This is a genomic window from Nonomuraea basaltis (assembly GCF_005893125.1).
GTDB classification, from domain to species: domain Bacteria; phylum Actinomycetota; class Actinomycetes; order Streptosporangiales; family Streptosporangiaceae; genus Nonomuraea; species Nonomuraea basaltis.
Genome location: NZ_VCJS01000004.1, coordinates 93,039 through 118,727, shown reverse-complemented (window position 1 = coordinate 118,727; position 25,689 = coordinate 93,039). Strand labels below are relative to the sequence as shown.

The window sequence follows — 25,689 nt, the reverse complement described above, 5'->3', positions numbered from 1 at the left end:
CATGGACGCCGCCGTCCTGGACTCGCTGGACCCGCTGATCGAGGCACTGCGCGAGCGCGGGTACGCCGTCGTGGGCCCCACTGTCCGCGACGGCGTGATCCGCTTCGCCGAGCTGGACTCGGCCGCCGGCCTGCCCGCCGGCTGGACCGACGAGCAGGCGCCCGGGGCATACCGGCTCCACAAGGACGAGCGTCAGGACCCGCCGCAGGACGGTGCGCTGGTCTTCGGTTTCGCGGCAAGTCCCGACTCCGTCAAGCGCTTCACCCACCCGCCCCGATCCACGCTGTTTCACATGCGCGACGGCGTGCCGGAGGCGGCTCCTGTCGAGGCGCCCAAGGTGGCGCTGCTGGGCGTGCGGGCCTGCGACCTGGCCGGGCTGGCCGTACAGGATCGGGTGTTCCTGGGTGGGCGGCATCCGGACGAGGCCTACCGCGCGAGGCGCGAGGCACTGTTCCTGATCGCGGTCAACTGCGCGGTCCCGGGCGGGACGTGCTTCTGCGCCTCCATGAGCACGGGCCCGCGCGCGACCTCCGGCTTTGACCTTGCCCTGACCGAGCTGACCGGCCCGCACAGGTTCCTGGCCGAATCAGGCAGTGAGCGCGGCGCCACACTGCTGGAGGTCCTGCCGTGCCGGCCCACCACCGAAGCCGACCACGAGGCCGCCCGGCAGGTCAGCGAGACCGCCGAGCGGCGGATGGGCCGCCACGTGGACCTCGACAGTGTCAAGGAGCGACTGACGGAGCGGCGTGAGTCCCCGGTCTGGAACGACATCGCCTCCCGCTGCCTGACCTGCGCGAACTGCACGATGGTCTGCCCGACCTGCTTCTGCGTCACGATCGAGGACGGCACCGACCTGGCCGATGGCTCCGCCACGCGTACGGAACGTTGGGATTCCTGCTTCACGCTGGAGTTCACCGAGCTGGGCGGCGCACCCGTGCGCTCGTCCGGGGCCGCGCGCTACCGGCAGTGGCTCACCCACAAATTCTCCACCTGGGTCGACCAGTTCGGCTCCTACGGCTGTGTCGGCTGTGGCCGGTGCGTCACCTGGTGCCCGGCCGGCATCGACATCACCGAAGAGCTGGAGCGGCTGCGATGATCCCGATCCCGCACCGTGTGCGCTCGCGCCGCCCGGACCGGGCCGACACCGTCACGCTCACCCTGGACCCGATCGACGGCGAGTGCCTGCCTTTCCTGCCCGGCCAGTTCACCATGCTCTACGCGCCCGGCGTCGGCGAGATCCCCATCTCCATCAGCGGCCGCGCTCGAGCGGGCGGCTACGTGCAGACCATCCGCGCGGTCGGCGCGGTGAGCCGCGCACTGTGCCGCATGCGGCGCGGCGACATCGTGGGCGTGCGGGGCCCGTTCGGCACGCACTGGGACATGACGCGGGCGGCGGGCCTGGACGTGGTCGTGGCGGCCGGCGGGCTCGGGCTGGCGCCGCTGCGGCCGGTGATCCGCGAGCTGGAGGCCCACGGCGCCCGCTACGGCCGGATCAGCCTTATCGTCGGCGCCCGCACTCCGTCCACCGTGATGTACCCGCGCGAGCTGGCCCGCTGGGCACGCGACCTCGACGTTCAGGTCACCGTGGACCATCCGGACCGGGCGTGGAACGGCCACACCGGTTTGATCACCAAGCTGGTGAGCCGAATCGTCTTCGAGCCGCGCCGCACCTACGCGTTCGTGTGCGGTCCCGAGATCATGATGCGTGCCACGGCCGAAGAGCTCATACGGCGCGGCGTGCCACCCGAGCGCATCGCGCTGTCGCTGGAACGCAACATGAAGTGCGGCATCGGCCGGTGCGGGCACTGCCAGCTCGGACCCCTGTTCACCTGTGTGGACGGGCCCGTGCTGACCTACGACAAAGTCGCCGGGCTGCTGGAGGTGAAACAGCTATGAACAAGCTCGCGGTGTGGAAGTTCGCCTCCTGCGACGGCTGCCAGCTCACCCTGCTGGACTGCGAGGACGAGTTGCTGTCGGTGGCCGCCCGGGTGGACATCGCGTACTTCCTGGAGGCCTCCAGCGCGCGGGGCAAGGGCCCTTACGATCTTTCGCTGGTGGAGGGGTCGATCACCACACCGGACGACCTGGAGCGGATCAAGCACGTGCGCCGGGTCTCCAAACACCTGGTGACGATCGGCGCCTGCGCCACCGCGGGCGGCGTGCAGGCGTTGCGCGACCTAGCCGACGTGCGGGAGTTCGCAGCGGTCGTCTACGCGCGGCCCGACTACATCGAGACCCTGGACCGCTCGACGCCGATCTCCGCGCACGTGCCCGTCGACTTCGAGCTGCGCGGCTGCCCCATCGACAAACGGCAGCTCCTAGAGGTCATCGGCGCGTTCCTGGCCGGCCGGCGACCGGTCGTGCCCGCACACAGCGTGTGCGTCGAGTGCAAGGCCCGCGGCAACCCGTGCGTGCTCGTCGCGAGCGGTACCCCCTGCTTGGGCCCGGTGACCCAGGCCGGTTGTGGCGCGCTGTGCCCGGCGTTCAATCGCGGCTGCTTCGGCTGCTTCGGTCCCATGGAGACGCCGAACGCCGCCGCGCTCAACGCCCGCCTGCGCGCGGCCGGCATGGACGACGACGAGCTCGGCCGCATCTATCGCACCTTCAACGTTTCCTCGTTCGGGAGCAGCGGTGACGCATAAGACGATCAGAGTCGGCGGTCTCACCCGTGTGGAGGGCGAGGGCGCACTGCTGGTGCGCGCCAGGAACGGCCGCATCAGCGACCTGCAACTCAAGATCTACGAGCCGCCCCGTTTCTTCGAGGCCCTGCTGCGCGGCCGCGCCCACACCGAGCCGCCCGACATCACTGCTCGCATCTGCGGCATCTGCCCAGTCGCCTACCAGATGAGCGCCTGCCAAGCCCTGGAGTCGATCTGCGGCATCACGGTGGACGGCCCCCTGCGCGACCTGCGGCTGCTGCTCTACTACGGCGAATGGATCGAATCGCACGCCCTGCACATCTATCTCCTGCATGCCCCCGACTTCCTCGGCTACCCCAGCGGCGTCGCCATGGCCGCGGACCACCGCCCGCTGGTGGAGCGCGGGCTGGCGTTGAAGAAGGCGGGCAACGACCTCGTCGCCGCCGTCGGCGGCCGCGCCATCCACCCGATCAACGTCCGGCTGGGCGGCTTCTACCGCGCGCCCACCCCCGCCGACCTGGCTCCCGTCGCCGAACGCCTCCAGAGCGCGCTGGAGACCGCCCTGGCCACCGTCGAATGGGTCAGCGGCTTCGACTTCCCCGACGTCGAACACGACTACCGTTTCCTGGCACTGCGCCACTCCAGCGAGTACGCCATCCTGTCCGGCGACGTCGCCGTCAGCGACGGCACCACCTTCCCCGTCGACGATTGGCCACGCCACGTCGTCGAGGAGCAGGTGCCGCACTCCACCGCCCTGCATGCACGCCTCGACGGCCGCCCCGGCTACCTCACCGGCCCGCTCGCCCGCTACGCGCTTAACGCGCTGCGCCTGTCACCTCTGGCTCTGCACGCCGCCGCCGACGCCGGACTCGGACGCGTGTGCCGCAACCCGTTCCGCAGCATCATCGTCCGCGCCGTCGAGATCGTCCATGCCTGCGAGGAAGCGCTGCGGCTGATCGACGGCTACACCACGCCGGATCCGCCCTTCCTGCCGGTGGAGGCCCGGCCTGGCGTCGGCCACGGAGCGTCGGAGGCCCCGCGCGGCACCCTCTACCACCGCTACCGCATCGACGACAACGGCCTGATCGCCGAAGCCGACATCGTCCCCCCGACGGCCCAGAACCAGGCGCGCATCGAAGCAGACCTGCGCGCCCTCATCCAACCCCGGCTCAACCTGCCCATCTCCCGGCTCACCGAGCTGTGCGAGCGCGCCATCCGCAACCACGACCCATGCATCTCCTGCTCGGCCCACTTCCTCGACCTGCGCCTCCACCATGACTAGGACCGTCGTCATCGGGCTCGGCAACGACTACCGCGGAGACGACGGCGCCGGGCTGAGCGTGGCCCGGCTGCTACGCGACCTGGGCGTGGCCGCGATCGAGAACGGCGGCGACCCGGCCGAGCTGATCGAGACCTGGACGGGCGCTGATGTGGCCATCGTGATCGACGCGGCCCGCTCAGGCGACCCTCCGGGAATCGTCCGCCGCTTCCGCGGCACCCCTTGCCTGGCCCATGGCGGCTCCAGCACCCACGCCCTGTCCCTCGCCGACGCCGTGGAGTTGGCTCGCTCGCTGGACCGGATGCCGGGCGAACTCATCGTCTACACCGTCGAAGGCGCCGACTTCGCCCTCGGCGCCGGCCTGTCGGAGGCGGTGTCGGCGGCGGCGTGGAACATCGCCCGCACGATCCTGCGGGATGCCCGTTGACCTCTGCTCAGCAGATGCGCGGCAGTTGCTCCCCGACCAGCATGTCGACGACCCTGTGGGAACCGACCAGGGTCCGCATGGTGACGCGGCCGGGATGATCGGCGACGACGGTGCCGATGCGGGTGGCGGCGGCGCCCTCCGGCCGTTCGCGCATCGCGGCGAGGACGACGTCGGCCCTGGCCGGATCCACGAACGCCACCAGGCAACCCTCGTTGGCCACGTGCATCGGGTCCAGCCCCAGCAGGTCGCACGCGGCGGCCACCTGGGCGGGCACGGGAATGACCGGCTCCTCCAGCTCCACGCCTGTGTGAGAGGCGGCGGCCAGCTCGTTCAGCGCACTGGCCAGGCCTCCTCTGGTGGCGTCGCGCATGGCGTGCACGCCATGGCCGCCCGCCGTGATCATCGCGGCGACCAGGCGGTGCAGGGGCCGGCTGTCGGAGGCGAGCTCGCTTTCGAAGCCGAGCCCCTCGCGGGTGCTGAGGACGGTGACGCCGTGCAGCCCGATCGGGCCCGACAGCAGTACGGCGTCCTCAGGGCGGCCGTTCGAGGCGGCCGGTGCCGCGCGGGGCAGGCGGACGCCGATCCCGGTCGTGGTGACGTAGAGGCCGTCCGCCGCGCCCCTGCCGACTACCTTGGTGTCGCCGGTCACGACGCGAACGCCGCAGGCACGGGCCGCCTCGGCGACCGAGGTCGTGATGCGGCGCAGCTCGTCGAGCGGAAGCCCCTCCTCGATGATGTAGGCCAGGCTGAGTGCCACCGGTGCGGCGCCCATCATGGCCAGGTCGTTGACGGTGCCGTGCACGGCCAGCGAGCCGATGTCACCACCCGGGAAGAAGCGCGGCGTGACCACAAAACCGTCGGTTGACATCACCACCTCCGGCGCGCCGGTGGTGACGAGCGCCGCGTCGTCGAGCATCGGGGCGCCGAGACGCGGCGTGAGGTCGGCGAGCAGCTCGGCCATGAGCTGACCGCCGGAGCCGTGCCCGAGCAGCACCCGCTCGGTCTCGGCCAGCGGCATGGGGCACGTGGCGGCGATCGGATCCAAGCCCGTGGTCATCACATCTCCTGTCTCGTACGACCGGCGTTGTGGAAGGCCGCGCACGTGCCCTCTGCCGAGACCATCGGTGCTCCCAGTGGCCGACGCGGCGTGCACACGGTCCCGTAGGCGGCGCAGTCGAGCGGGGTGCGCGTGCCTCGCAGGATGTCACCGGCGATGCAGTCGGGGTTCTCGTCCGCGCTCACACCGCCGACCCCGAACCGGAGCGCTGCGTCGTAGTCGATGAACTCCGGCGCCAGCACCAGCCCGCTGGCCGGGATCTCCCCGATGCCCCGCCACGTCTGGTCGCCGACCCTGAACACCCGCCGGACGGCGTCCTGGGCGAAGGTGTTGCCGGTCCGCCGCACCGCCCGCGCATACTGGTTCTCCACCTCGAAGCGCCCCTCCTCCAGCTGGCGCACCGCCATGAGGATGCCTTCGAGCAGGTCGAGCGGCTCAAACCCGGTCACCACGATCGGCACCCGATACCGCAGCGCCAGCGGCTCGTACTCGGTCCACCCCATCACCGCGCACACGTGCCCAGCCGCCAGGAAGGCGTCGACCGACGCCGACTCCATGATCGCGGTCATCGCCGGCGGCACCAGGACGTGGCTCACCAGCACGCTGAAGTTGTCCAGCCGCTCCTCTGCCGCGCGCAGCACGGCCATGGCGTTGGCGGGGGCGGTGGTCTCGAAGCCGACCGCGAAGAACACCACCTGCCGATCGGGGTGCGCGGCAGCCAGTCGTACTGCGTCAAGCGGTGAGTAGACGACACGCACGTCCGCGCCACGGGCCTTGGCCGACAGCAGGTCAGCGCCGGAGCCAGGCACTCGCAGCATGTCGCCGAACGACGTGAAGATCACCTCTGGGCGGGCGGCGATGGCCAGCGCCCGATCGATGGTCGCCAGCGGCGTCACGCAGACGGGACAGCCGGGGCCGTGCACCATGCGTACCGGGATGAGCTCGTCGATGCCCTGGCGGACGATCGTGTGCGTCTGCCCGCCGCACACCTCCATGATCGACCACGGCCTGGTGGCGGCGGCGCGGATCTCCGTGACGAGGTGGCGGGCCAGCACGGGATCGCGGTACTCAGCGAGATACTTCATCCAGCCCTCCAGGGATCGCACGCAGCACCGCCAGTGTGCGCAGCGCCTCGTCCTCGTCCAGCACGGAGATCGCGAACCCGACGTGCACGATCACGTAGTTCCCGATCCCGGCCTCCGGGGTGTAGGACAGGCACACCTCGCGGCGCAGTCCGTCGAAGTCCACGGTCCCCATCTCGCCGTCGCGAACCACGATCCGGCCCGGCACTCCTAGGCACATGACGGCTCCCATCTCGCTTTCACCTCCCACGGTCGCCTTGGCCCACCCCCAGCGCACAGCGGCGAACGTCCCGCGCCTTGGTGACTTAGGTCCTCAAGGCGGCCACCTACCTCCAGCGCCAGGCTCGGACAGGGACCAAGGTCCTTGTCCGGTAGGTGCCAAGGACCACCCCGCTCCGCGCTGCCGTACTGATCGCGCCTTGGGCGCTCATCGGAACAGCGCACCGTCAAGGGTGAAGCGGATGAACTCGCCGTCGGGCCAGCGCGCCGTTCCCGGCCACCAGCCACCCCGTATCCGTGCAGGCAGAGTGAACCCGTCGAAGACGGTCTCGTCCTCGCATTCGATGCCGAACAGATGCTGGCGATAGGCGCCCTTGTCGGGATTGCCCCAACGATCCATGGTGACGCTCTCCAGCCGGCCGTCGGGTGCGATGGTCAGGGTCACGTCGTGATCCTGGGAGCCGACCGGAAGACTGGCGACCGCCCGTCGCTCGTCGAGCGCCTTCCACCGCACGCGCGGGTCGAGCGCGACCGCGGGCGCCAGCACGAACTCGCAGGCGAGTCTCCCAGCGGCGCTCCTGGTGACGTCCGCCCCAGTGCCTGACATCAGCGAAAAGGCGTCGAGCAGCCGAGGTGAACCCGCCGAGCCCGCGCGACCCGACCACCACGAGGTCGGCTACCCGCGAGGCCTCGGCCAGAGCCGGGACCGGGTGCCCTCCAACGACCGACTCCACCATCTCGACCACGGTATCGGCCGTCTCCGACTCGCTTCTGAGCCGTTCGGTCACCGCGCCGGTGATCAGAGCAGTCGAGATCCGCGTCCCCGAGGCGAGCGCACGGGCCTGCTCGGCGGCGCTGGCGAGCAGCAGGTTGTCCCGCTCTGTCAAGGCCTCCTTGGCGCTGGAGGCGATGAGCGGGTGCTCGGCCGTCCAGGGCTCGCGCACATGCACGATGCGCAGCGGCAGGCTTCTCCGTGCGGCGTCCTCGGCCGCCCAGGTGAGGGCTGACTTCGCCGCCTGCGAGCCATCGACCCCTACGACGATCGCTCTGTTCATCATGGACCTTCTTCAGCGATAGGGAGCGCGGGCAGGCGTCCCGGCCCGCGCTCGTCCCAGGCGTCAGTGCTCGACGGTGATCCGCCGGCCTTCCGCCTTCTTTCCTTCGGCCAGCCCCACGCTGACCTCCAGGACACCGCCCGTATAGCTGGCCTTGACGTCATCGGTCTTGGCCGTCTCGGGCAGCGTCACCGACCGAGAGAGCGCCCCGTAGGCGAACTCGGAGCGGTGCGGCTCGGTGGTCATCCGGGTCTTCTCCGCCCGGATGTGGAGCACGCCGTCGTCCAGGGTGACCTCGACGTCCTTGCCGGGGTCGATCCCGGGCAGCTCGGCGCGCAGAACGTACCGGCCGTCCGCGATGTAGTCCTCGATCCGCAGGATCTGTCCGAACGGCCGGAACCCGAACATCGGGTGCTCCAGCCACTCGACCAGCTCCGGGAACGGGAACCTGATGTCCCGCCGCTCAGGCAGGTTCATCGCAGCCTCCTTCCGTGGTCCCGATTTCCACATCTCCAGCTCACGCCTGACGGGCCCACGGCGGCAGAGGACGAAGTCCTCTTTCGCCGGGACCATCGGCATCGCTGGAACCGGATCGCACAGGGTGCGCTCCGGTGTCGATCACTGCGGCCGCGGGCGGAGGGGCAGGCGCACCAGCGCGGCCCCGGTGAGTGCCGCCACCGTGGCCGCCATGACGGCCCCGCCGAGCAGGCCGATGGCGACGACCAGCCAGCCAGGTTGCCCCTCCTGCCACAACGGCGTGGTCACCAGGGCGAACGCGCCCAGCGCGACGAGCCAGGAGCCCGCGGTCGCGATCACCCACCAGAAGGCCCGGCGCACGTGCCGGCGCAGCACCCGCCATTGCAGCAGCCCCATGGCGACCAGCAGGGTCAGCCCGAGCAGGGCGAGCACAGCAGGCGGCCACCGCAGCACGCGTTCACCCAGAACGATCGGCATCGCACCGACGATCCACGCCATGACGGCCCCTACCGCCGTCGCCCGTACCCAGTCGCGGGTGGCGATCGCGGGAAGCGCGGACCTGAGCGCGTACGCCTGCGCCAGGCCGAGGATCGCGCCTTCCACGGCTCCCGCCATGACGATCGCCGCTCCCTGCAGGAGCGGCCCGATGCCCAGCATCCCCCACTCGGGTCCGGACACCACGGCCCCCACCACCGCCGGCACGGTGAATCCGGCCATCTCCCCCAGCGTGACCGCCCGCGTCCAGCGCCACCACATACGCTCGCCGCCCCGGGCCGGGGCAGGGTCCTGCGTTCCGAGGCGGATGACGACGACGGGGCCGCCGGGTGCAATGCGCGACTTGAGGACATGACCTTGCTGCTCAGCCGCCACCACGTGTGCCGATTCCCGGCTGACCGTCGCGTGGCCGCGCCGCATCTCTCCCCTCAGGACCAGTTGCACGGGGGCGCCGCCCTCGAGGTTGCGCCACCACAGCCGCGACGGCCTGCTGATCACCGTGAAGGTGTCCCCGTGCCGCTCGTACTGAACGGGCAGCCGGATGGCGGCGCCGCTCCTGCGGCCGGTGACGGTGAGCAGCATGACCCGGCTCGACAGCAGGTCATGCAACGGCGTCTGGAGCAACCAGGCGACGAGCGGGTTCACCAGGAGCGTCTGGAGACGATCCAGGGCACTCCACAGCGAGATCACGGACATGGCCGGCGTCGGCCCCACAGCAGGTAGGCGATCGGGCCGACCGGCTGGACGAAGATCCCAAGCCACCACAGGCCCTTGCGCCCGCGCACGTCCTCCTTGGGGCGGAAGCACAGATCCACCGCGGCGGCCGTCGTGAGCGCGACCTCCGCGGAAACCAGCACCATCAGCGTGCCCCGGTGCCTCTTCGACAGCTCGTTCCAGCGCATCGACTGGCCCCCTTCTCTCCAGCACCAGGGTGACGACCGTGTCGGCTGCGGTCTGGAGGACGAAGTCACACGTCCGGGCGTCTTTGGACCCTTCTTCTGTGACAGGTGTCCATCGGCGCGCAGGTCGGGACTTTCGACCGCAGGCGCCCGTGCGGGACGGTGATGCGCTGGGAGAATGACTACCTATCCCGTACGAGTCGAGGCCCGGCTCGAGGAGCCGCTGAACCGGGGCCTCTGGATCGTCAAATGGTTCCTGGCGATCCCCCACTACATCGTGCTCGGCTTCCTGTGGATCGCCTTCGGCGTCCTCACCGTCATCGCGTTCTTCGCGATCCTGTTCACCGGCCGCTACCCCCGCGCGCTGTTCGACTTCAACCTCGGCGTGCTGCGCTGGACCTGGCGGGTGGCCTATTACACCTACGGCGCCTTGGGGACCGACCGCTATCCGCCTTTCACCCTCGGCCCGGCGCCGGACTACCCGGCCACGCTGGAGATCGACTACCCCGAACGGCTCTCGCGCGGCCTGGTGCTGATCAAGTGGTGGCTGCTGGCCATCCCGCACTACCTCATCGTGGGCCTGTTCACCAGCGGCAGCGTCATCTCCTGGCGCGGCGACCTGCCTGACGGCGGCGGCGTGCTCTACACGCTCGACTGGGGCGGGCTCATCGGGCTGCTGGTCCTCATCGCCGCCCTGTTCCTGCTGTTCACCGGCCGCTACCCGCACGGCCTCTACGACCTCGTGCTCGGGATGAACCGGTGGGCGCTCAGGGTGGCCGCGTACGCGACGCTCATGACCGATGTCTACCCGCCGTTCCGGCTCGAACAGGGCGGCCACGAGCTGCCGCGCATGGAGACACCGCCGGAGCCGCGACACGCGCCGGTACGGCACGGCGCCGGTTCGATCGTGGCGATCGTCGTGGGCGCGCTGCTCGCGTTCGGCGCCATCGGCACGGCCGCAACCGGCTCGCTCTCGGCGGTGCTCGCCCAGTCCCGCACCGGCAGCGGCTTCGTCAGCACGACCGGCGAGCGTATCTCCACCCCGGCGTACGCGCTGACCACCGACCAGATCGCCATCAGTGGCGAGGGCGTGGAGTACCTGCGCAGCTTCACCGGCAAGGTACGCATCGAGACGTCATCCACCGGCACCCCGCTGTTCGTCGGCATCGGCCCCCGGGCCGACGTCGACACATACCTGAAGGGCGTCGGCTACGACCGCATCGCCCGTCTGACCTTCGGTCCGGGTCCCGACGACACCGCCTACACGCGGCACGCGGGAGGGCAGCCGGCCACACCTCCCGCCACGCAGACCTTCTGGACGGCGACAGGGTCCGGGAGCCTCGAATGGGACATCGAACCGGGCGACTGGACCATCGTGATCATGAACGCGGACGCGAGCCCCACAATCTCGGCCGACCTCCGGCTGTCCGCCACGCTTCCATGGCTGGACGGACTGACCGCCTGGTTGTTCGTCGCGACCGGGATCCTGCTGATCTCCGGCGTCGGGCTCATCCTGTTCGGCATCCGCCTGACCAGGAGCCCCGTCCCTGAGGCCACGCATGCCGCACCGACGCCCCGTCCCTGAAGGGCACCCGCTCTTACAGCCGCAACGGTTTCCAGGACCTTGGGCAGGACCTTCGTCCCTGGCGCGGGCAGCGCCGCGGGCGTGGAGTTGAAAGGCCAGGCTCCGTGGAAGGAGGCCATCATGGATTGGCCCGTCGCGATCGTCATCATCTCCGTGATCTTCGCTGTCACGATCGTCATCACGTCGTTCATCGCCCGCCCGAAGAAGTAGCGCCAGAAACCGCTGGGCGGATAGAGGCGGGGGGCCGGAGGCACTCACCGGCCTCCCGCCTCCAACTCAGTGGATGCCACGGGACGGCCCGGTGTGACCCGTGACGAAGAAGCTGTCCGACACCGGCTTGTCGACCCTTCCCGGTACTTCGCCACAACGCGGCGGGATCCCTACTCAGACCTGACAATCTGCACCCGCGCATCGGCCGCCTAGACCGCCAGTATTGCGGGGAGGGCGCGGACGACGGTCAGAATCCGGCACCTGCCCTCCGCGGGTGTGGATCTGCTGGCCAATGCCGTCCCGGGTGCCGTGGCGGGCTGGTTGCTGGGCCTGGACGGCGTCGGAGTTGTGGCGCTGGCCGGTGCTACGTACATCTCCTCCTCGGGGATCATCGCCAGGCTGCTGGGCGACCTGCGGCGGTTGGGCAACCGTGAGACCCCGTCGGTGCTGTCGGTACTGGTGGTGGCGGCGCTTGCCGCGACGGCGGTCGGTCGTCTGCCGTTATCACGATCTGCTGTCCAGCTGACCGCCTGTCCCATCGGGTCGGTGCCGCACGGTCTCGTCGGATGGTTTCTGCCGGCGATCCGAGCGGGAGAATGCACGGCTTCACACGGGCCTCCCGTCGGCGGCTCGTGTGGCAAGGCACCAAGCCACGAGTTGCCCGCCTCACACCTCAGCCTCTACTACTAATTCCTCTAGTAGTAGGGACCAAGGTCCCTACTTTCATGAACGCTCGCCGGTGCAGGATGAAGGCATCGACGAGAATCCGAGGTGATGACGATGATGTGGTGGGGCTACAACGACATGGGCGGCTGGGGATATGCGCTCATGGGTCTGAGCACGGTGGTGTTCTGGGGCTTGGTGATCACGGCGATCGTGCTGGCCGCCCGACACGTGAGCAGGACCGCCCGCACGGGGCCCGCTTTCCCGCCCCCGACGGCGGAGGAGTTGCTGGCACAGCGGTACGCACGCGGCGAAATCGATGCCGAGGAGTACCACTCCAGGCTGGACATCCTGCACGGCAGGCATGACCACCCGGTCGGCGGCTGACAGGCAGGACGCTCGCACGCCCGGTGAGGTGCCCGCACGGTGCCGTTCGCCGGACGGCTTGCGACGTGGCCGCTCCCGGCCCCTGGAATGACTAACGCCCGCGAGCACAACGACAACGCTGCTCAGGACGTGCCGGGGGCAGCCACGATAAGCGGGCGCTTGCCGCTCGCGCCGGCGGGTATCGTATCCACGATCGTCACGCGGACCTCGGGTGGCAGCGCGCCAGCGCTGGCGAGCGCGGCCTGGACCAGGCGTGCGGTGTCGGCCGGGTCGAACCCGGCGCCGGGTGCGGCGACCAGGATCTCCAGAGCCTTGTCTTCCTGGCGTACCTGCCATCCGGCGGCGTCCAGCAGGTCAAGGACTTGGTGGAAGACGACGGGGTGGACGCGGATGGAGCCGCCGCCTTGCGCGGGCAACGTGAGCAAGTCGTCGGTGCGCCCCTCGATCGACTCCAGCAGCCGGAACGGCCGCCCGCACGGGCAGGGCCGGGTCGCCAGGCGTACCCGGTCGGTCATCTCGTAGCGGATGAGCGGCAGTGTCCTGCTGAACAGAACCGTGACCAGCAGCCGGTCGCCCGCCACACCGGGCGGGACCGGCCGATAGTTCTCGTCGACCACCTCCGGGATCACCAGGTCTTCGAACAGGTGCATGCCCTGGTGATGGCCGCATTCGGCGGCGATGCCGCCGGTCTCGGTGGCGGCGTACACGTTGAAGGGCGGCGCTTCCCAGGCGCGCGCGGCCATGGCCCGGGTCTCCTCGGTGAGAACCTCCGAGGAGGCGTTGACGGCGCGCGGCGCAACCCGCAGCCGCCCGGCGAGCTGCTCGTCGGCCAGGGCGCGGATCATCGACGCGTACGCCACCAGCACCTCCGGCATCGTCTCGTTGAGCCGGACGACGATCTCCGGCAAGGGTGACGCGGCGTCCAGGCGGACGCTCTGGATGAACGGGCTGCGCACGGTGGCGGCCACGCGGGCGGACTGATGCCAGGCGGTGGTGGAGCTGACCACCGCCATGCCCATGGGATGGAGCGGTCCGGCGCTGATGCCGGCCCACTCGTTGGCCCGGGCGTAGGAGGCGATGACGGTGGCCCATTCGCGGGCGTTGCTGGGAATGATGCTCTTGCGCCCGGAGCTGCCGGAGGTCGCCGACACCCAGTACCGGCCCCGGTAGCGGTCGTCACCGCGCAGCGTCTCCAGGTACTCCTCTACCTCGGCGAGCCGCACTTCGCGGTCGGTGCTGAGGTCATCGAAGCAGTCCATCAGGGCGGCTTTGGTGAGCACCGGCAGCTCGGCGAGCGGGGCGCGGGCCAGGCCCTGGTGGAAGTGGCGATAGAAGGTCGAGCGGGCGTAGGCGTGCTCGCGCAGCAGGGCGAGCCGGCGGCGCTGATACTCGCCCAGCCGTGCCCTGCTCCAGCGTTCACGGCTGCGCAGCACGCTTCTCAACCACAGCACCCGGGAGATCATCCGCACGTCCATCCGGTTCCTCCTGACACCTGTTACCGCGTGGACACACCCCGGTAGCGGGACCTTCGACCCTGTCACTCCGTGCTTTCTGCCGCTTCCGCGATACCGCCGACAGAACAGGCTCGACACAGGACCCCTATGTTCGATAGTAGAACGGCGGACGGTCGCGACGGTCGGTGACGGCGTCAACGACGCCCCCGCGCTCGCCCAGGCCGACCTGGGCATCGCGATCGGCGCCGGGACCGACGTCGCGATCGAGACCGCGGACGTGGTGCTCATGCGCTCGGACCCGCTCGACGTCCCCACCGCGCTGACCATCGGCCGCGGCACGCTGCGCAAGATGCGGCAGAACCTGGGGTGGGCGATCGGCTACAACGCGATCGCGCTGCCGATCGCGGCCGGCGTCTTCGAGCCCGCCTTCGGCCTGGTGCTGCGGCCCGAGATCGCCGCCCTGTCGATGTCCGGGTCGAGCTTCATCGTCGCGGTCAACGCCCTCGCCCTCAAACGGCTCCGCCTGCCGCGACCCGCCGCTGCCGGGGAGTGAGCGTCAGCTCGGCCGTGAGCGCCGCCAGCGCTCGTTGGCGGCGGCCCAGGCCGCGTCCCACTCACGGTAGCGGCGCCGGTCCAGAAAGCACCGACGAAGGCCGACAAAACCCGCGAAAAGCAGCGCTGCGGTGGCGAGCACGTACTCGGCCGCCGCGAACGTCACGGTGAACGGCGGTCCGGAAGGCTCGGGCGAAGGCGTCGTCGGTCGTCCCTGATCGTCGATCCACAGGTCGAAGGCTGCGCCAACGCCGACACCGGCCGGGGCGGAGACCATGCCCGTCCGGGCACTGCCATCCGGGGCGGTCCACCGCGCACGAGCCTTGGGCAGGGGTCCCCGGGATACGCCCCCAGGAGGTGCGGCGGCCTCTTCGACGACGGCCGTCACCAGATGCCGGCCGTCGTCCGGCCCGACCGGCATAGTGCCGCGATCTCCCTGTCCGAGGATCAAAGCAGGCCAGACACCGAGGAGAAGGACGACCAGCGCCCCGACCACCATGGCGGATTCGATGCGGTCCGAGCGCCGCCGCAGCGGGTTGTCATCGAAGCGATAACGGCGCACCAGGCGCACCATCCAGTCCGCCACCTGCATCATGCGCCTCCAACCGCTCCGCGATCCCGGTTTCTACTACCCACAGCAATAGATGTGATCAAGCATGCGGGCGGACGCCAGGGTCTTCCATGGCAGAACGTCCCGAAGCCAGAGGACGAAGGTCCCACCCACGCGGGTAGCACCAACCTGGGGGATGAAGACCCCGACCTGAGAACCTCGGGCACATCGGCATATCAGCCATTGTTCATCGTGGAAACAGGCGTCGGTGGCGCAGTTCCGCCTGGACGGCCGGGCCGACGCCCACGAACGGGAGGCACCTGATGTCCGGCATGAGAATGCCGGAGCTCGTGGCTGGAGGTGTCATGGTTTCCGCCGGGCTTGCTCGCCAAAGCGTTTGCTGAGCCGGGTGACCGCCTGCTCCTCATCATCAGTTCGATCCTTCTCGCGGCGGGCGCATGGCTGATCCTTGATGAACTCCTCCACGACCTAGGGCGCGACCGTCCCTGACATGACGGACCGCACGAGATCGGGTAGGCGAGCTCCAGGCGCCACCCTCGCTCCCAGTCGTGACCGTCGCGGCCAGGAGTTCCCGCTCCGGCTGGTTGGCTCCACCAGCGCGCGAACGAAGGCCAATAGTCCCGAACAGCACCTACTAAATGCCCTAGTAGCACAGGCGTGGACGGCGCGAGCATCCCATGAAAGGACTCTGCTGGGAGGGCGAGATGGCTGACGCCGCATACGGGCTGTGGCCGCTGGTGGTGCTCAACACCGCGCTGTTCGTGCTGTTCGCGGTGAGCTTCTTCCACCCCAAGAGCAAGCGGGACTGGCGGGCGATGGGCGCCTACAGCGCCTTCCTGGTCGCGCTGTTCACCGAGATGTACGGCACGCCACTGACCATCTACCTGCTCGGCAGCTGGCTGGGATCACGGTTCCCGCTGCTGAAAGACACCCACGCGGGCGGGCACCTGTGGAACGACCTCATCGGCTGGCAGGGCGACCCCCACCTGAGCCCGTTCCACCTCGCCAGCTACGTCTTCATCGGTGGCGGATTCTGGCTGATCGCAGCCGCCTGGCGGGTGCTGCACCAGGCGGCACAGGATGGCACCCTGGCGAGCACCGGCCCCTACGCCCACGTCCGGCACCCGCAATACGACGGCTTCCTGCTGGTCATGATCGGGTTCCTGCTGCAGTGGCCGACCATCCCCACATTGCTCATGTTCCCCATCCTCGTCGTGATCTACCTGCGGCTGGCCCGCAGCGAGGAACGCGAGGTCGCCCACCACTTCGGCGAGACCTGGACGGCATACGCCATCACGACGCCGGCCTTCATCCCGCGCCGTCACCGCCACCCGGCAGGAAGCAGATCATGAACCGCTCGAGTATCCGTATCGGGTTCATCGCACTGGCCGCCTTGGCGATGTTCTACATGCTGGTGGTCGGCGGGCTGGGTGGGCTGGACCACCTAGGGGACCAGGTGCTCACTGACTGGCCGTGGCTGGTGGCCATCCTGGCCGGGTTCGGCGTCCAGGTCGCACTCCTGACCGAGTTGCGCCGCCGGCGGCGGCTGCACGGAGCGGCCGGGACGGCGGCCGGCACCGGGAGCGGCGCCTCGGTGGTCGGCATGGTGGCCTGCTGCGCCCACCACGTCGCCGACCTCGCCCCCATCGTGGGCGCCTCGGGCGCGGCCATCTTCCTCACCGAGTTCCGCATCCCGATCATGGCCGCCGGTCTCGTCATCAACGCCCTGGGCGTCGCCGTCGCGCTGCGGCGGCTGCGCCGCACACCCGCACCCACCGGAGGTGAGACATGTCACGCCTGATGCCCCGCCCCGCCGTGGTGGTGGCCGCGATCCTGTCCCTGCTGCTTGTCGCGGCTGTGATCTGGTGGCTGGCCGCCCGCCCGTCCGGCGCGCCCCCGGCGCGCACCAGCACCATCCAAGCGGGTGCCGTCGAGGTCAGCGTGACCCCCCTGGTCCTGGACCGGTCGGGAGCACGCTTCAAGATCACCCTGGACACGCACACCGTGCCACTCGACCTCGACCTGCCGCGAGCCGCCATCTTGCGCATCGACGCACGCGCCATGAGCCAGGCGATCTGGAACGAGACGGCCGGGGGCAGCCATCACCGGGAGGGCACGCTCGCCTTCGCCGACCCGGTGCCGCCCGGCGCCGCGGTCGAGCTCCGCATCACCGGGTTGCCGAAAGATGTCACATCCGTCTGGACGGCGCCGTAACCCGCGCATCGTGCTGGCATCGTCCTGCGGATAGGAAGCCGCCGAGCGGGAAGGGGACTCGACATGGGCAGGCACCAAGGCCCCACGTGCCGGGTGGTACTGGATCTGTGTGGGGTGGACTGGGGCGGCGACCGCGAGCAGGCCACCGCCAAGCTGCTCGCCCGGCCCGGCGTCCTCGAGGTCGAGGTGGACCCGGACAAGCGCCGGGCCGTGATCATCCATGATGCCCACTACGAGCTGCCGGCACTGTGGAATTGGCTGGTGGAGTGCAAGACCAGCCATGAGCAGGAACGGGGAAACGCATGACACCCCCTCGGGACGCCCTTCAGTCCTGACGGCCGCGTTCCCTGCCATCGCCCCGTACGGAAACGCGCGCCGGACCGTCTCAGGAAGTCGGGGGCAGTTGTTTGATCGGGGCGAGTTCGGTCGGGCGCCGCGCTGATCGCCCGCGGAGAGTTCTCTCTCGTCATCGTCGGTCTGGCCGGGGCCCAGCTCCCCGCCTTGGCGCCGCTGGTGGCCGCCTACGTGTTCGTCCTAGCCGTCGCAGGGCCGCTCATCACCCGCCTCATCGACGCCCGACCGGCAGCGAGCCCTTCGGACCAGCCGCAGGGGACCTAGACTCCCCCTGCTTGCGCACGGTGCGTGCGGTGAACTGGGATCGTGACGCTCCCCACTGCCGCGCCCTCTGATGGCGCTCACCACACTCTGCTCCCACACGAAGTGTGCTGCTGCTTGAATCCGATCTTCACCGCGGTCTGAGCGAGGAGGAGGCCGAGCGGCGACTTCAGCGCTATAGGCGCAAGGTGCTGCCGAAAGCGAAGCCCGCCGGGCTGCCGTCGTGGCCCCCTGCCGTGAGCGCCGTACCGACCTGCCACGACGCCTGGATCACCGTCAAGATGATCTCTGGGACCTGGCCAGAAGCCTTGCCACCGTCCGGAACTACGCTTGGAGCTCAGGCGGCCCCAGTTTGCCCTACTGAAGGCAGCCGCCCATATCATCGAACACATTATCGGGTCGGGCCGGCTTCTGGGATTAGCGGCCGTCCACGCGAGGCGCGCTCATTCGTGCTGGGTCGGCCCGTAGGCGTACGGCTAGCGGCGGCCTGGGTGCGGCCACCCCACGCCGCACGACCTCATGATCGTCGACGAGGAACGCGCGAATCATGTATTCGACGCTAGTCAACAGCTCCAGAAACCCAAAGAGGCCAGAGCGCCAGGTCGCGCCGGTGAGAAGTTTTGGCCAACCGGTTGCCTGGCCGTTGACATCTCCGGAGAGCGCGGCGTACTGGCGGTATATCGGCTCCGGTTCACCCCTCAGGGAGCCGTCCGGGCACGGAGGCCGCCTGGGGTCACAGGCGCGCGCAGGCGGACGGCGGTGACCTTGTACTCGGGGCATGAGGTGACGGTGTCTGCATGACTGGAGGTCAGGGCGTTGACCCGGTTGGATGGGAAGTGGAAGGCGCAGAAGACCTGGCCCCGCGTGACCTCCTCGGTGATGCGCACGAGCAGCGTGGCCTGCCCGTGCCTGCTTTCCACGACCACAGGGTCACCGTCACGGACAGCCATGCGGGCGGCGTCGGCGGGATGGACATCCAGCCGATCCTCGGAGTCGAGCTCAAGGTTGCCGGTTCGCCTCGTCATGTTGCCGGAGTTGTAGTGCGCCCAGCGGCGGCCGGTGATCAGGATCAGCGGGTAGTCGTCGTCGGCGCTCTCGCCCGGCGGCAGGTAGGGGCGGGCGGCCAGGTGCGCCAGCCCCTCGGCGGTGGCGAATCGGTCCTGGTAGAGCCTGGCCACTCCGGGCAAGCTGGGATCGGGGCACGGCCAGGGGATGGCGCCTTCCCGATCCAGCCGCTCGTGGGAGATCCCGGCGAAGACGGGAGCCACCCGCCCGCATTCGGCGAGCGCCTCGGCGGGTGTCGGACAGCCCAGATCGGCGCCGAGGGCGGCGGCGAGCGCGTGCACGATGGCGAAGTCGGTGCGGGCCTGGCCGGGCGGGGCGAGCGCGGGGCGCACCCGCTGGAAGCGCCGGTCGAAGTTGACGAAGGTGCCGTCCTTCTCCAGCCAGGAGGCGGCCGGCAACACGACGTCGGCGTGGCGGGCGGTCTCGGAGAGGAAGAGTTCCTGGCTGATGACGAGGGGGCAGGCGTTCAGGGCGGCGATGACCTGGTTGGCGTCGGGGTCGGTGGTGGCCACGTCTTCGCCGATGACCCACAACACCCGCAGGTCTCCGGAGCGGGCGGCCGCGAACATCTGGGGTATGCGCAGACCGTCGTGGTCCGGCAGGCGGGTGCCCCACATCTGCTCGGCCCGGCCGCGCGCTACCGGGTCGCGGACCTTTCCGTAGCCGGGCAGCGTGTCCGGCAGGGCGCCCATGTCGGAGGCGCCCTGGACGTTGTTCTGGCCGCGTAGCGGGTTGACGCCGTAGCCGCGGTCGGTGCCGACCGCGCCGCGCAGGATCGCCAGGTTCGCCAGCGTCCGTACGCCGTCGGTGCCGTGCAGGTGCTCGGTCACGCCGAGCCCGTAGACGATCGCGGGACGTTCGGCCTGACCGTAGAGCCGCGCGGCGGCGATCAGATCCGCTGCGGGCACGCCGGTGATCCTGGCCACCTGGTCGGGCGCGTAGTCGTCGAGGATCGCCGTGAGCTCGGGCAGCCCCGTGGCACGCTGGCGCAGGAACTCCTCGTCGATCATGCCTTCCGCGAGCAGGATGTGCGCGAGCCCGTTGAACAGGGCAACGTTGGTCCCCGGGCGTGGTCGCAGGTGCACGTCGGCGTGGTCGGCCAGGCCGACGGTGCGCGGGTCGGCGACGATCAGGCGTGCGCCGTGCAGCACCTGCTGGAGCAGCCGTGCGCCGACGACGGGGTGTGCCTCGATGGGGTTGGCGCCCACGACGAGCAGGCAGTCGGCCTGCTCCACGTCCTCCAATCCGTCGGTGCCGCCGGCCAGGCCGAAGGCGGCGGTGAGTCCGGCGGCCGAGGGCGAATGGCACAGGCGCGAGCAGTTGTCGACGTTGTTGGTGCCGACGACCACTCTCATGAACTTCTGGATCAGGTAGTTCTCTTCGTTGGTGGCGCGGGCCGAGGAGATGGCCGCCACGCTGTCGGGGCCTGCCTCGCCGATGGCGGCTCGGAGTTCACGGGCGATGTGATTGAGCGCTTCGTCCCAGGTGACCGGCTCGAGATCGGAGCGGCGGCGCAGCAGGGGCTGGGTGAGCCGCTCCGGGGAGCGCAGGAAGCCGTGAGCGAAGCGGCCCTTGACACACGCATGACCCTGGTTTACAGGCCCGTCCCTGGCAGGCCGTACTGCCGTGACCTCGCCGTCACGGGTCAGCACGTCCAGAGCACAGCCGACGCCGCAATATCCGCAGGTGGTGCGGGTGTGAGTGAGCGCCGACAGGTGAGTCCCGACGGGGAGCCCCGGCTCGGTAAGAGCGCCGGTGGGGCAGGTGTCCACGCACCCTCCGCAGGCGACGCAGTCGGACTCCGCCCAGGGGCCGCCGGTGCCCGGCGCGACCACGGTCTCGGCGCCCCGGCCTGCCAGCGTGAGCGCGAACGTGCCTTGGACCTCGGCGCACATGCGCACGCACCGGCCGCAGGCGATGCACAGGTCCCGGTCGAGACGAACGAAAGGATGACTGTCGTCGCGGCCCCTGCCTGCACCGCGTTGCGCAGTTTCCGGCCCGATGCCGAGTTCTCGGCAGACCCTCGCCAGCTCGGCGTCACCTTCCAGCGCATACGGCGGAAGCGCCGAGACGATCAGCTCCACCGCGTCACGGCGCAGGCGGCGCAAGTCGTCCTGTTCGACGTGCACCTCGACGCCCTCCGACGTAGGGGTCACGCAGGCCGCCACAACGTGCCCGTCGACCCGTACCAGGCAGGCCCGGCAGGAGCCGACGGGCGTCAGCCGGTCGTCATGACAGAGCGTGGGCACGTCGGCGCCAGCGGCACGCACGGCAGCAAGCAGCGTCGACTCTTCGGGCAGATCGACAGGGACGCCGTCCACGGTAATCCTCATCCGCCCCACCCCCGCAGACGGTCTTCGTAGGCGCGCACCAGGCTCCGGACGGCAGGCGGCAGCCGACGGCCGAACGCGCACAGGCTGGCCTCGCTCATCACGCGCAGCATGCGGGCGTAGGCGTCGCCGGGAGGCTCACCCGTCCTGGCCAGTTCCAGCCCGCGGCGCGAGCCGACCCGGCAGGGCGAGCAGGCGCCGCAGCTCTCGGCGGCGGCGAATGCCCATACGTGCCGCAGCACCTCCAGCGGCTCGATTCGATCGTCGATGGCCACCAGCCCGGCGTGGCCGAGCGCCGCGCCATGGCCGGCCAACTCCGTTTCGGTGAGCGGCACGTCCAGGACCTGCTCGGACAGGAACCCGCCCAGCGGGCCGCCGACCTGCAGCACGCCGAGTTCCGCCCCGTTCCGCAATCCGCCGCCCAGCTCAGTGACGATCCGCCGTACCGGGGTGCCGAGCTCGACCTCGTAGCAGCCGGGATGAGTGAACCGCTCGGACAGGCAGACCAGCTTCGTGCCGGTCTCTCCGGGTGTACCGCGGCGCACGTAGGCTGCGCCGCCACGGCTGACGATCCACGGCACCGCGGCCAGCGTCTCAACGTTGTTCACCACGGTCGGAACGCCCCACAAGCCGCTGCTGGTCGGGTACGGCGGGCGCGCCCGCGCACAACCCCGGCCACCTTCGAGCCCGGCGATCAGGGCCGTCTCCTCACCCGCGACATAGGAACCGGCACCCGCCACGACCTCGACATCCAGGTCGACGCCGCTGCCGTGCACCCGGCGGCCGAGGTGGCCGTCCGCACGCGCCCGCTCCACCGCCTCCCGCATCTGCGCGAGCGCCTGCGGGTACTCCGAGCGCACCAGCACCAGACCACGGCGTGCCCCGCAGGCGAAGCAGGCCAAGGCCAGCCCTTCCAGCACCCGCGCCGGATCGACTTCCATGAGCAGCCGGTCGGCGTAGGAGCCTGGATCGCCCTCGTCGGCATTGGCGATCACCACGGTGTCCGGCGAGCCACCCGCCGCCGCCCACTTGGCCGCCACAGGAAAGCCCGCCCCGCCCCGGCCGCGCAACCCGGAGGCAGCCACTTCCTGTTGAACCAGTTCCGGAGTCCGCCGGCCGACGGTGTCCGCCCATGTCCGCCACGGGGGCTCACCGGCTGCGATCCCGGCGAGCACCACCGGATCACCCGTGGCGTCGGCTGCCGGAATGGGCGGCGCCTGCGGTCGCACGCGCCCCGCCACCTGGTCGACGACGTCCGGCCCCGCACAGGGCGTCTCACCGTCCAGCGCAGCCGGCCCTCCGTAGCAGTAGCCGAGACAGCGGACAGTCTGCAAGGACACCTCAGGATCCGGATCGCGGTCGTCATCGGCCGTGACGCCGAGTACGCCCTCGATGGCGGGCAGATGCCGGCCCGCTTGGGCCGCGAAGCACGCCGTCGCGCCGCAGACTCGCACGTGGCGACGCCCGTGCGGGATCGCCAGGTCCGCGTAGAAAGTCGCGGGCCCGAGCCCTGCCGCTGCGGGCAGCCGGAACCGCCTGGCTACCTCCGGCGCCCACCTTTCGGGCCGTTCCGCGTGCTCCGCGGCACTGGTGGCGAGCGCATCGATCAGGTGGGCACCTGGCCGCCCACGTCGTTCAGCGAGGGCGCGAAACGCGTCGAAAGGGCTGCTTCACAGATTTGTCCATGCCCATTTCCTAGATATCGGACACACGTAAATAGGGTCCACACCTATGCGGATGTCGCGACGAGGGCCGCGGCCGCGGCTCAAGACGGCGGGGTCACCGCCACCGGACATCGAGCTTCGGCCAGCGCGGTCTGAGTGACAGGTCCCAGCAGGAGGCAAGGTGGTGAATCGGTTCCCCGATTGCCGAGCACGAGTAGCATCGCGTCCTTCGTCGCGTCGATCAGCGCTCGCTGTGGTCGCTCGGCCACGAATTCTGTCGTGACAGACACCTTGGGGTGTCTGGAGGTCAAATGGGACGTGACGTCGCGAAAACGAACCTCCGCTCCCCTCCGGATCGCCGGGAAGTCGACGAACGGCTGCCACTCCGGCCCGGCCAGTGGCCCGTAATCTCGCCAGCAACAGATCGCTGTCACGGCACCGCCGCGGAGCGCGGCCTCCTCCAGCGCGAAACCGAACGCGGCCAGGCTGGCGGGCGAGCCGTCGATACCGACCACGATCCGTATCCCGTCGCCTGCCGGCTTCCCGTCAGGCCGTATGACGACGACAGGCCCGACACTGTGCGCGGGCACCTGCACGGCGGCCGATCCCACCTGCAGGTCATCGAAACCGCCTTGCCCCCGCGACCCGAGCACCGTCAGCTCGGCCTCGCGTGCGGCCTGCAGGAGCACCGTTGAGGCCGTCCCCCTCGCCAATCGCGGCCGGACGTCCATGTCGGGGGCCAGGCTCCGAGCACGACGTACACCCTCGTCCACCACATGGGCGGCGACCCGCTCGATCTGTGCCAGGACCTCCTGCTCCACAGGCCGAAGCGGATACGGCCAGTGCCAGGCATGACACACCAGGACAGAGGACTTACGTAGCCGCGCCTCCTCGACCGCCCAGCACAACGCCAGTGTGCTCGCCGGTGACTCGTCGTAGCCCACCAGTACGGGGCGTCCCATGATCGCCTCCCCGGGAGAAGGGCTCTCCCCTCCAACCGCATGGGCTTCCCCGGCCTGTTAGGTCAGATCCCACGGGCGACGAAAATCTTTCCTAGAGAGTGCCTGACAAAGAGCACAGCGCGCGCGGCACGGGCAGCTCGCACGGTCGGTCGTGGCGAGGTGCCGAGTTGACCGATGAGCCGCATCCTTCCCACCCCTCGTGGGGGCGAGACGACGTAGCTTGTAGCCTGATGAGGCGGGAGGCAACCATGTTCACCCAGCCATTGCGCGACGAGCACGCGCACCTGCTGCCACACATCGAAACACTCCGCACAGTGGCCGACACCCTGGAGCACACGACACCGGAGGCGCTCGGCGACGCGCTCGCCGACCTTGAGCGGTTCTTGGGCGATCACCTCATCCCGCATGCCGAAGCCGAAGACCGGGTGCTGTATCCCGTGATCGCCCGGGTGCTGGGAGCTGCGGAGGCGACCGCGACGATGTCCAGGGATCATGTCCAGGTCGGCCGTCTCGCGCACGAGCTGAGCACGCTGCGTAAGGCGATAGGCAGAGAAGGCCTCAACGACGAACGGCGGGCCGCACTGCGACGGGTTCTCTACGGCCTGTACACCTTGGTCAAGGTCCATTTCGCGAAAGAAGAGGAGATCTACCTGCCGCTACTCGAACAGCGGCTTCCCGAGCCCGAGGCGGAGCAGCTCTTCGCCGAGCTGGCGCATGCCCATCACCACTGACTGCACCGCGCTTCGAGACGGTGATGCCTGGGCTTCGGCCGCGCCACCCGACTGGCGACCGTCCACGCGCCTGGCTGCACCACGCGGACAATTCCTAACGGACGATCGCCACCGGGCAGGGTGCATGCCGCAGCATGGCCGCGGTCACGGAGCCGAACCGTCCGTGCGGGCTCCCGACGACCACCAGGGTCGCGTCGGAGACGGCGGTGAGCGCCTCGCCTGCTCGTGACTGCGGCGTACGCGCCTCGATGGTGACCTTGGGCTGTTTCTCCCTCCACGGCGCGAGGATTTGTGTCAACCAGTTCTCGGTCGCATTCTGAACGGCCAGCGGATCCAGCGCTGGGAAGGTCATCCCTCCCCAGGCCACCGGAGGTTGGTGCCAGGCGTGCACGACGAGCAGCGGAAGGCCGCGGATGGCGGCTTCCGTGAAGGCGAATCCGAGCACCGCGTCGGCCTTGTCGTCGTTCGCCAGGCCAGCCACGATCGGCCCCGGGTGGGCCTTTCGCGGCAAAGCGCCCCGGCCGCGGACGACGATGACCGGGCACTCCGCGTGGGCCGCCGTATGCGCCGCCACGGACCCGATGATCGCCCGAGCCATCGCGCCCAGTCCGCGAGAGCCGACCACGAGCAGTCCCGCGTCGGCCGACAACTCCTCCAAGCGGGCGGTCGTCGAGCCCTCGTACAGGTCGGTACGCACGTGCAGGCCCATGGAACTGGCTCGTGCGCAGTCGGCGCCGTGCCACAGCACGTGCTCACCCGCGCGACGCAGCGAGTCACGTGCAGCCTGATCCCCGTCGCCATACGGCCACTGCCAGGCATGGCAGATGGTGAGCGGCAGCTTTCGCAGCTCGGCCTCGTCCATCGCCCAGTCCAGGGCCTGCATCGAGTGGTCAGAGCCGTCATAGCCGATGACCACGCCCAAGGTCTCGTTCACATCATCACTCTTGGCAGATCGCAGCGCAGTATGACGGGACGCAATTGTCCGATCTTGAACCTTTCACATTTCCTGGTCAGATGTTTGGCCCGACGTCAAGCGAATCACGCCAGGGCCACCTCG

The 25,689-nt window shown here is 69.9% G+C and carries 28 protein-coding genes and 2 pseudogenes; 14 read left to right on the top strand and 16 right to left on the bottom strand.

Going from position 1 to position 25,689, the window contains the following annotated elements; all coding sequences use genetic code 11:
• Nucleotide 1 precedes the first annotated feature (1 nt).
• Genes EJK15_RS02930 through EJK15_RS02910 form a run of 5 tightly spaced genes read left to right on the top strand, consistent with a single transcriptional unit; the run spans nucleotide 2 to nucleotide 4,345 of the window.
• Nucleotides 2-1,096, top strand: a complete 1,095-nt coding sequence (locus EJK15_RS02930; RefSeq protein ID WP_138708772.1) for a 4Fe-4S dicluster domain-containing protein — start codon at nucleotides 2-4, stop codon at nucleotides 1,094-1,096.
• Nucleotides 1,093-1,896, top strand: a complete 804-nt coding sequence (locus EJK15_RS02925; RefSeq protein WP_138708771.1) for an FAD/NAD(P)-binding protein — start codon at nucleotides 1,093-1,095, stop codon at nucleotides 1,894-1,896. Before EJK15_RS02930 ends, EJK15_RS02925 begins: the two co-directional genes overlap by 4 nt.
• The gene (locus EJK15_RS02920) at nucleotides 1,893-2,642 is read left to right on the top strand and encodes an NADH-quinone oxidoreductase subunit B family protein (RefSeq protein ID WP_138708770.1); all 750 of its coding nucleotides are present in this window, start codon (nucleotides 1,893-1,895) and stop codon (nucleotides 2,640-2,642) included. Before EJK15_RS02925 ends, EJK15_RS02920 begins: the two co-directional genes overlap by 4 nt.
• The gene (locus EJK15_RS02915; RefSeq protein WP_138708769.1) at nucleotides 2,632-3,921 is read left to right on the top strand and encodes a Ni/Fe hydrogenase subunit alpha; all 1,290 of its coding nucleotides are present in this window, start codon (nucleotides 2,632-2,634) and stop codon (nucleotides 3,919-3,921) included. The genes EJK15_RS02920 and EJK15_RS02915 overlap by 11 nt, the downstream gene beginning before the upstream one ends.
• Nucleotides 3,914-4,345, top strand: a complete 432-nt coding sequence (locus EJK15_RS02910; RefSeq protein WP_138708768.1) for a hydrogenase maturation protease — start codon at nucleotides 3,914-3,916, stop codon at nucleotides 4,343-4,345. Before EJK15_RS02915 ends, EJK15_RS02910 begins: the two co-directional genes overlap by 8 nt.
• Before the next feature lie 7 nt (nucleotides 4,346-4,352).
• Here EJK15_RS02910 and hypE read toward each other — a convergent pair whose 3' ends face one another.
• The 8 genes and pseudogenes from hypE to EJK15_RS02875 all read right to left on the bottom strand — a co-directional run bounded on the left by hypE (nucleotide 4,353) and on the right by EJK15_RS02875 (nucleotide 9,632).
• Nucleotides 4,353-5,402, bottom strand: coding sequence for a hydrogenase expression/formation protein HypE (gene hypE, locus EJK15_RS02905; protein ID WP_138708767.1), 1,050 nt, complete (start codon nucleotides 5,400-5,402; stop codon nucleotides 4,353-4,355).
• A complete protein-coding gene (gene hypD, locus EJK15_RS02900; RefSeq protein WP_138708766.1) occupies nucleotides 5,402-6,487 on the bottom strand; it encodes a hydrogenase formation protein HypD in 1,086 nt (361 codons plus the stop codon). Before hypD ends, hypE begins: the two co-directional genes overlap by 1 nt.
• The gene (locus tag EJK15_RS02895; RefSeq protein ID WP_240776730.1) at nucleotides 6,471-6,716 is read right to left on the bottom strand and encodes a HypC/HybG/HupF family hydrogenase formation chaperone; all 246 of its coding nucleotides are present in this window, start codon (nucleotides 6,714-6,716) and stop codon (nucleotides 6,471-6,473) included. The genes hypD and EJK15_RS02895 overlap by 17 nt, the downstream gene beginning before the upstream one ends.
• Nucleotides 6,717-6,911: 195 nt before the next feature.
• Complete coding sequence (locus tag EJK15_RS74165; RefSeq protein WP_338089843.1) at nucleotides 6,912-7,331, bottom strand: DUF6544 family protein; 420 nt, start codon at nucleotides 7,329-7,331, stop codon at nucleotides 6,912-6,914.
• 64 nt (nucleotides 7,332-7,395) lie between these two features.
• Nucleotides 7,396-7,758: pseudogene (locus EJK15_RS74160) on the bottom strand (universal stress protein); the annotation flags it as partial.
• Nucleotides 7,759-7,821: 63 nt separating this feature from the next.
• Complete coding sequence (locus EJK15_RS02885) at nucleotides 7,822-8,235, bottom strand: Hsp20/alpha crystallin family protein (protein ID WP_138708764.1); 414 nt, start codon at nucleotides 8,233-8,235, stop codon at nucleotides 7,822-7,824.
• Between the two features lie 141 nt (nucleotides 8,236-8,376).
• Nucleotides 8,377-9,426, bottom strand: a complete 1,050-nt coding sequence (locus EJK15_RS02880) for a nitroreductase/quinone reductase family protein (RefSeq protein ID WP_138708763.1) — start codon at nucleotides 9,424-9,426, stop codon at nucleotides 8,377-8,379.
• Nucleotides 9,417-9,632 carry a PLD nuclease N-terminal domain-containing protein gene (locus tag EJK15_RS02875; protein WP_138708762.1) on the bottom strand — a complete coding sequence of 72 codons (216 nt, stop codon included), beginning with the start codon at nucleotides 9,630-9,632 and terminating at the stop codon, nucleotides 9,417-9,419. The genes EJK15_RS02880 and EJK15_RS02875 overlap by 10 nt, the downstream gene beginning before the upstream one ends.
• A 175-nt stretch (nucleotides 9,633-9,807) precedes the next feature.
• On the opposite strand from EJK15_RS02875, the gene EJK15_RS77090 reads away from it, so the two are divergent.
• From EJK15_RS77090 to EJK15_RS02860, 3 genes are all read left to right on the top strand, one after another.
• The gene (locus tag EJK15_RS77090; protein WP_138708761.1) at nucleotides 9,808-11,214 is read left to right on the top strand and encodes a DUF4389 domain-containing protein; all 1,407 of its coding nucleotides are present in this window, start codon (nucleotides 9,808-9,810) and stop codon (nucleotides 11,212-11,214) included.
• A 486-nt stretch (nucleotides 11,215-11,700) separates the two neighbouring features.
• Nucleotides 11,701-12,114 (top strand): hypothetical protein, encoded by a 414-nt coding sequence (locus EJK15_RS74150; protein ID WP_240776729.1) that lies wholly within the window; start codon nucleotides 11,701-11,703, stop codon nucleotides 12,112-12,114.
• Nucleotides 12,115-12,198: 84 nt separating this feature from the next.
• Complete coding sequence (locus EJK15_RS02860; protein WP_240776728.1) at nucleotides 12,199-12,474, top strand: SHOCT domain-containing protein; 276 nt, start codon at nucleotides 12,199-12,201, stop codon at nucleotides 12,472-12,474.
• Between the two features lie 122 nt (nucleotides 12,475-12,596).
• Here EJK15_RS02860 and EJK15_RS02855 read toward each other — a convergent pair whose 3' ends face one another.
• Entirely contained in the window at nucleotides 12,597-13,949 is a 1,353-nt protein-coding gene (locus EJK15_RS02855) for a phenylacetate--CoA ligase family protein (RefSeq protein ID WP_138708760.1), read from the bottom strand.
• Here EJK15_RS02855 and EJK15_RS02850 point away from each other — a divergent pair.
• Complete coding sequence (locus tag EJK15_RS02850; protein ID WP_338089842.1) at nucleotides 13,879-14,481, top strand: HAD-IC family P-type ATPase; 603 nt, start codon at nucleotides 13,879-13,881, stop codon at nucleotides 14,479-14,481. The two genes, EJK15_RS02855 and EJK15_RS02850, sit on opposite strands and share 71 nt — an antisense overlap.
• Nucleotides 14,482-14,484: 3 nt before the next feature.
• Here the strand turns inward: EJK15_RS02850 and EJK15_RS02845 are convergent, their stop codons facing one another.
• Together EJK15_RS02845 and EJK15_RS76130 are read right to left on the bottom strand one after the other, a co-directional pair.
• Nucleotides 14,485-15,075 (bottom strand): Rv1733c family protein, encoded by a 591-nt coding sequence (locus EJK15_RS02845; RefSeq protein WP_138708759.1) that lies wholly within the window; start codon nucleotides 15,073-15,075, stop codon nucleotides 14,485-14,487.
• Between the two features lie 318 nt (nucleotides 15,076-15,393).
• On the bottom strand, nucleotides 15,394-15,516 hold the full coding sequence (locus EJK15_RS76130) for a hypothetical protein (protein ID WP_276615353.1): 123 nt from the start codon (nucleotides 15,514-15,516) through the stop codon (nucleotides 15,394-15,396).
• A 239-nt stretch (nucleotides 15,517-15,755) separates the two neighbouring features.
• Here EJK15_RS76130 and EJK15_RS02840 point away from each other — a divergent pair, with 239 nt between their 5' ends.
• The 4 genes from EJK15_RS02840 (at nucleotide 15,756) to EJK15_RS02825 (ending at nucleotide 17,571) form a co-directional block, all read left to right on the top strand.
• Entirely contained in the window at nucleotides 15,756-16,403 is a 648-nt protein-coding gene (locus tag EJK15_RS02840) for a methyltransferase family protein (protein ID WP_138708758.1), read from the top strand.
• Entirely contained in the window at nucleotides 16,400-16,852 is a 453-nt protein-coding gene (locus EJK15_RS02835) for a hypothetical protein (RefSeq protein WP_171074072.1), read from the top strand. Before EJK15_RS02840 ends, EJK15_RS02835 begins: the two co-directional genes overlap by 4 nt.
• Nucleotides 16,840-17,265, top strand: coding sequence for a hypothetical protein (locus EJK15_RS02830; RefSeq protein ID WP_138708757.1), 426 nt, complete (start codon nucleotides 16,840-16,842; stop codon nucleotides 17,263-17,265). The genes EJK15_RS02835 and EJK15_RS02830 overlap by 13 nt, the downstream gene beginning before the upstream one ends.
• A 63-nt stretch (nucleotides 17,266-17,328) precedes the next feature.
• Nucleotides 17,329-17,571, top strand: a complete 243-nt coding sequence (locus EJK15_RS02825) for a heavy-metal-associated domain-containing protein (RefSeq protein WP_138708756.1) — start codon at nucleotides 17,329-17,331, stop codon at nucleotides 17,569-17,571.
• 1,007 nt (nucleotides 17,572-18,578) lie between these two features.
• Here EJK15_RS02825 and fdhF read toward each other — a convergent pair.
• The 4 genes and pseudogenes from fdhF to EJK15_RS02805 form a co-directional block, all read right to left on the bottom strand.
• Nucleotides 18,579-21,278: a formate dehydrogenase subunit alpha gene (gene fdhF, locus EJK15_RS02815; protein ID WP_138708755.1), complete on the bottom strand. Its 2,700-nt coding sequence runs from the start codon at nucleotides 21,276-21,278 to the stop codon at nucleotides 18,579-18,581.
• Entirely contained in the window at nucleotides 21,275-21,517 is a 243-nt protein-coding gene (locus tag EJK15_RS76125) for an NADH-ubiquinone oxidoreductase-F iron-sulfur binding region domain-containing protein (RefSeq protein WP_276615354.1), read from the bottom strand. Before EJK15_RS76125 ends, fdhF begins: the two co-directional genes overlap by 4 nt.
• 345 nt (nucleotides 21,518-21,862) lie before the next feature.
• Nucleotides 21,863-22,897, bottom strand: a pseudogene (locus EJK15_RS76120) (NAD(P)H-dependent oxidoreductase subunit E); the annotation flags it as partial.
• Nucleotides 22,898-23,040: 143 nt separating this feature from the next.
• Nucleotides 23,041-23,883, bottom strand: a complete 843-nt coding sequence (locus EJK15_RS02805) for a universal stress protein (protein ID WP_240776727.1) — start codon at nucleotides 23,881-23,883, stop codon at nucleotides 23,041-23,043.
• A gap of 248 nt (nucleotides 23,884-24,131) precedes the next feature.
• Between EJK15_RS02805 and EJK15_RS02800 the strand changes: the two genes are divergently transcribed.
• Nucleotides 24,132-24,632 (top strand): hemerythrin domain-containing protein, encoded by a 501-nt coding sequence (locus EJK15_RS02800; RefSeq protein WP_138708752.1) that lies wholly within the window; start codon nucleotides 24,132-24,134, stop codon nucleotides 24,630-24,632.
• A 94-nt stretch (nucleotides 24,633-24,726) separates the two neighbouring features.
• Here the strand turns inward: EJK15_RS02800 and EJK15_RS02795 are convergent, their stop codons facing one another.
• Nucleotides 24,727-25,566: a universal stress protein gene (locus EJK15_RS02795; RefSeq protein ID WP_240776726.1), complete on the bottom strand. Its 840-nt coding sequence runs from the start codon at nucleotides 25,564-25,566 to the stop codon at nucleotides 24,727-24,729.
• Between the last annotated feature and the right edge of the window lie 123 nt (nucleotides 25,567-25,689).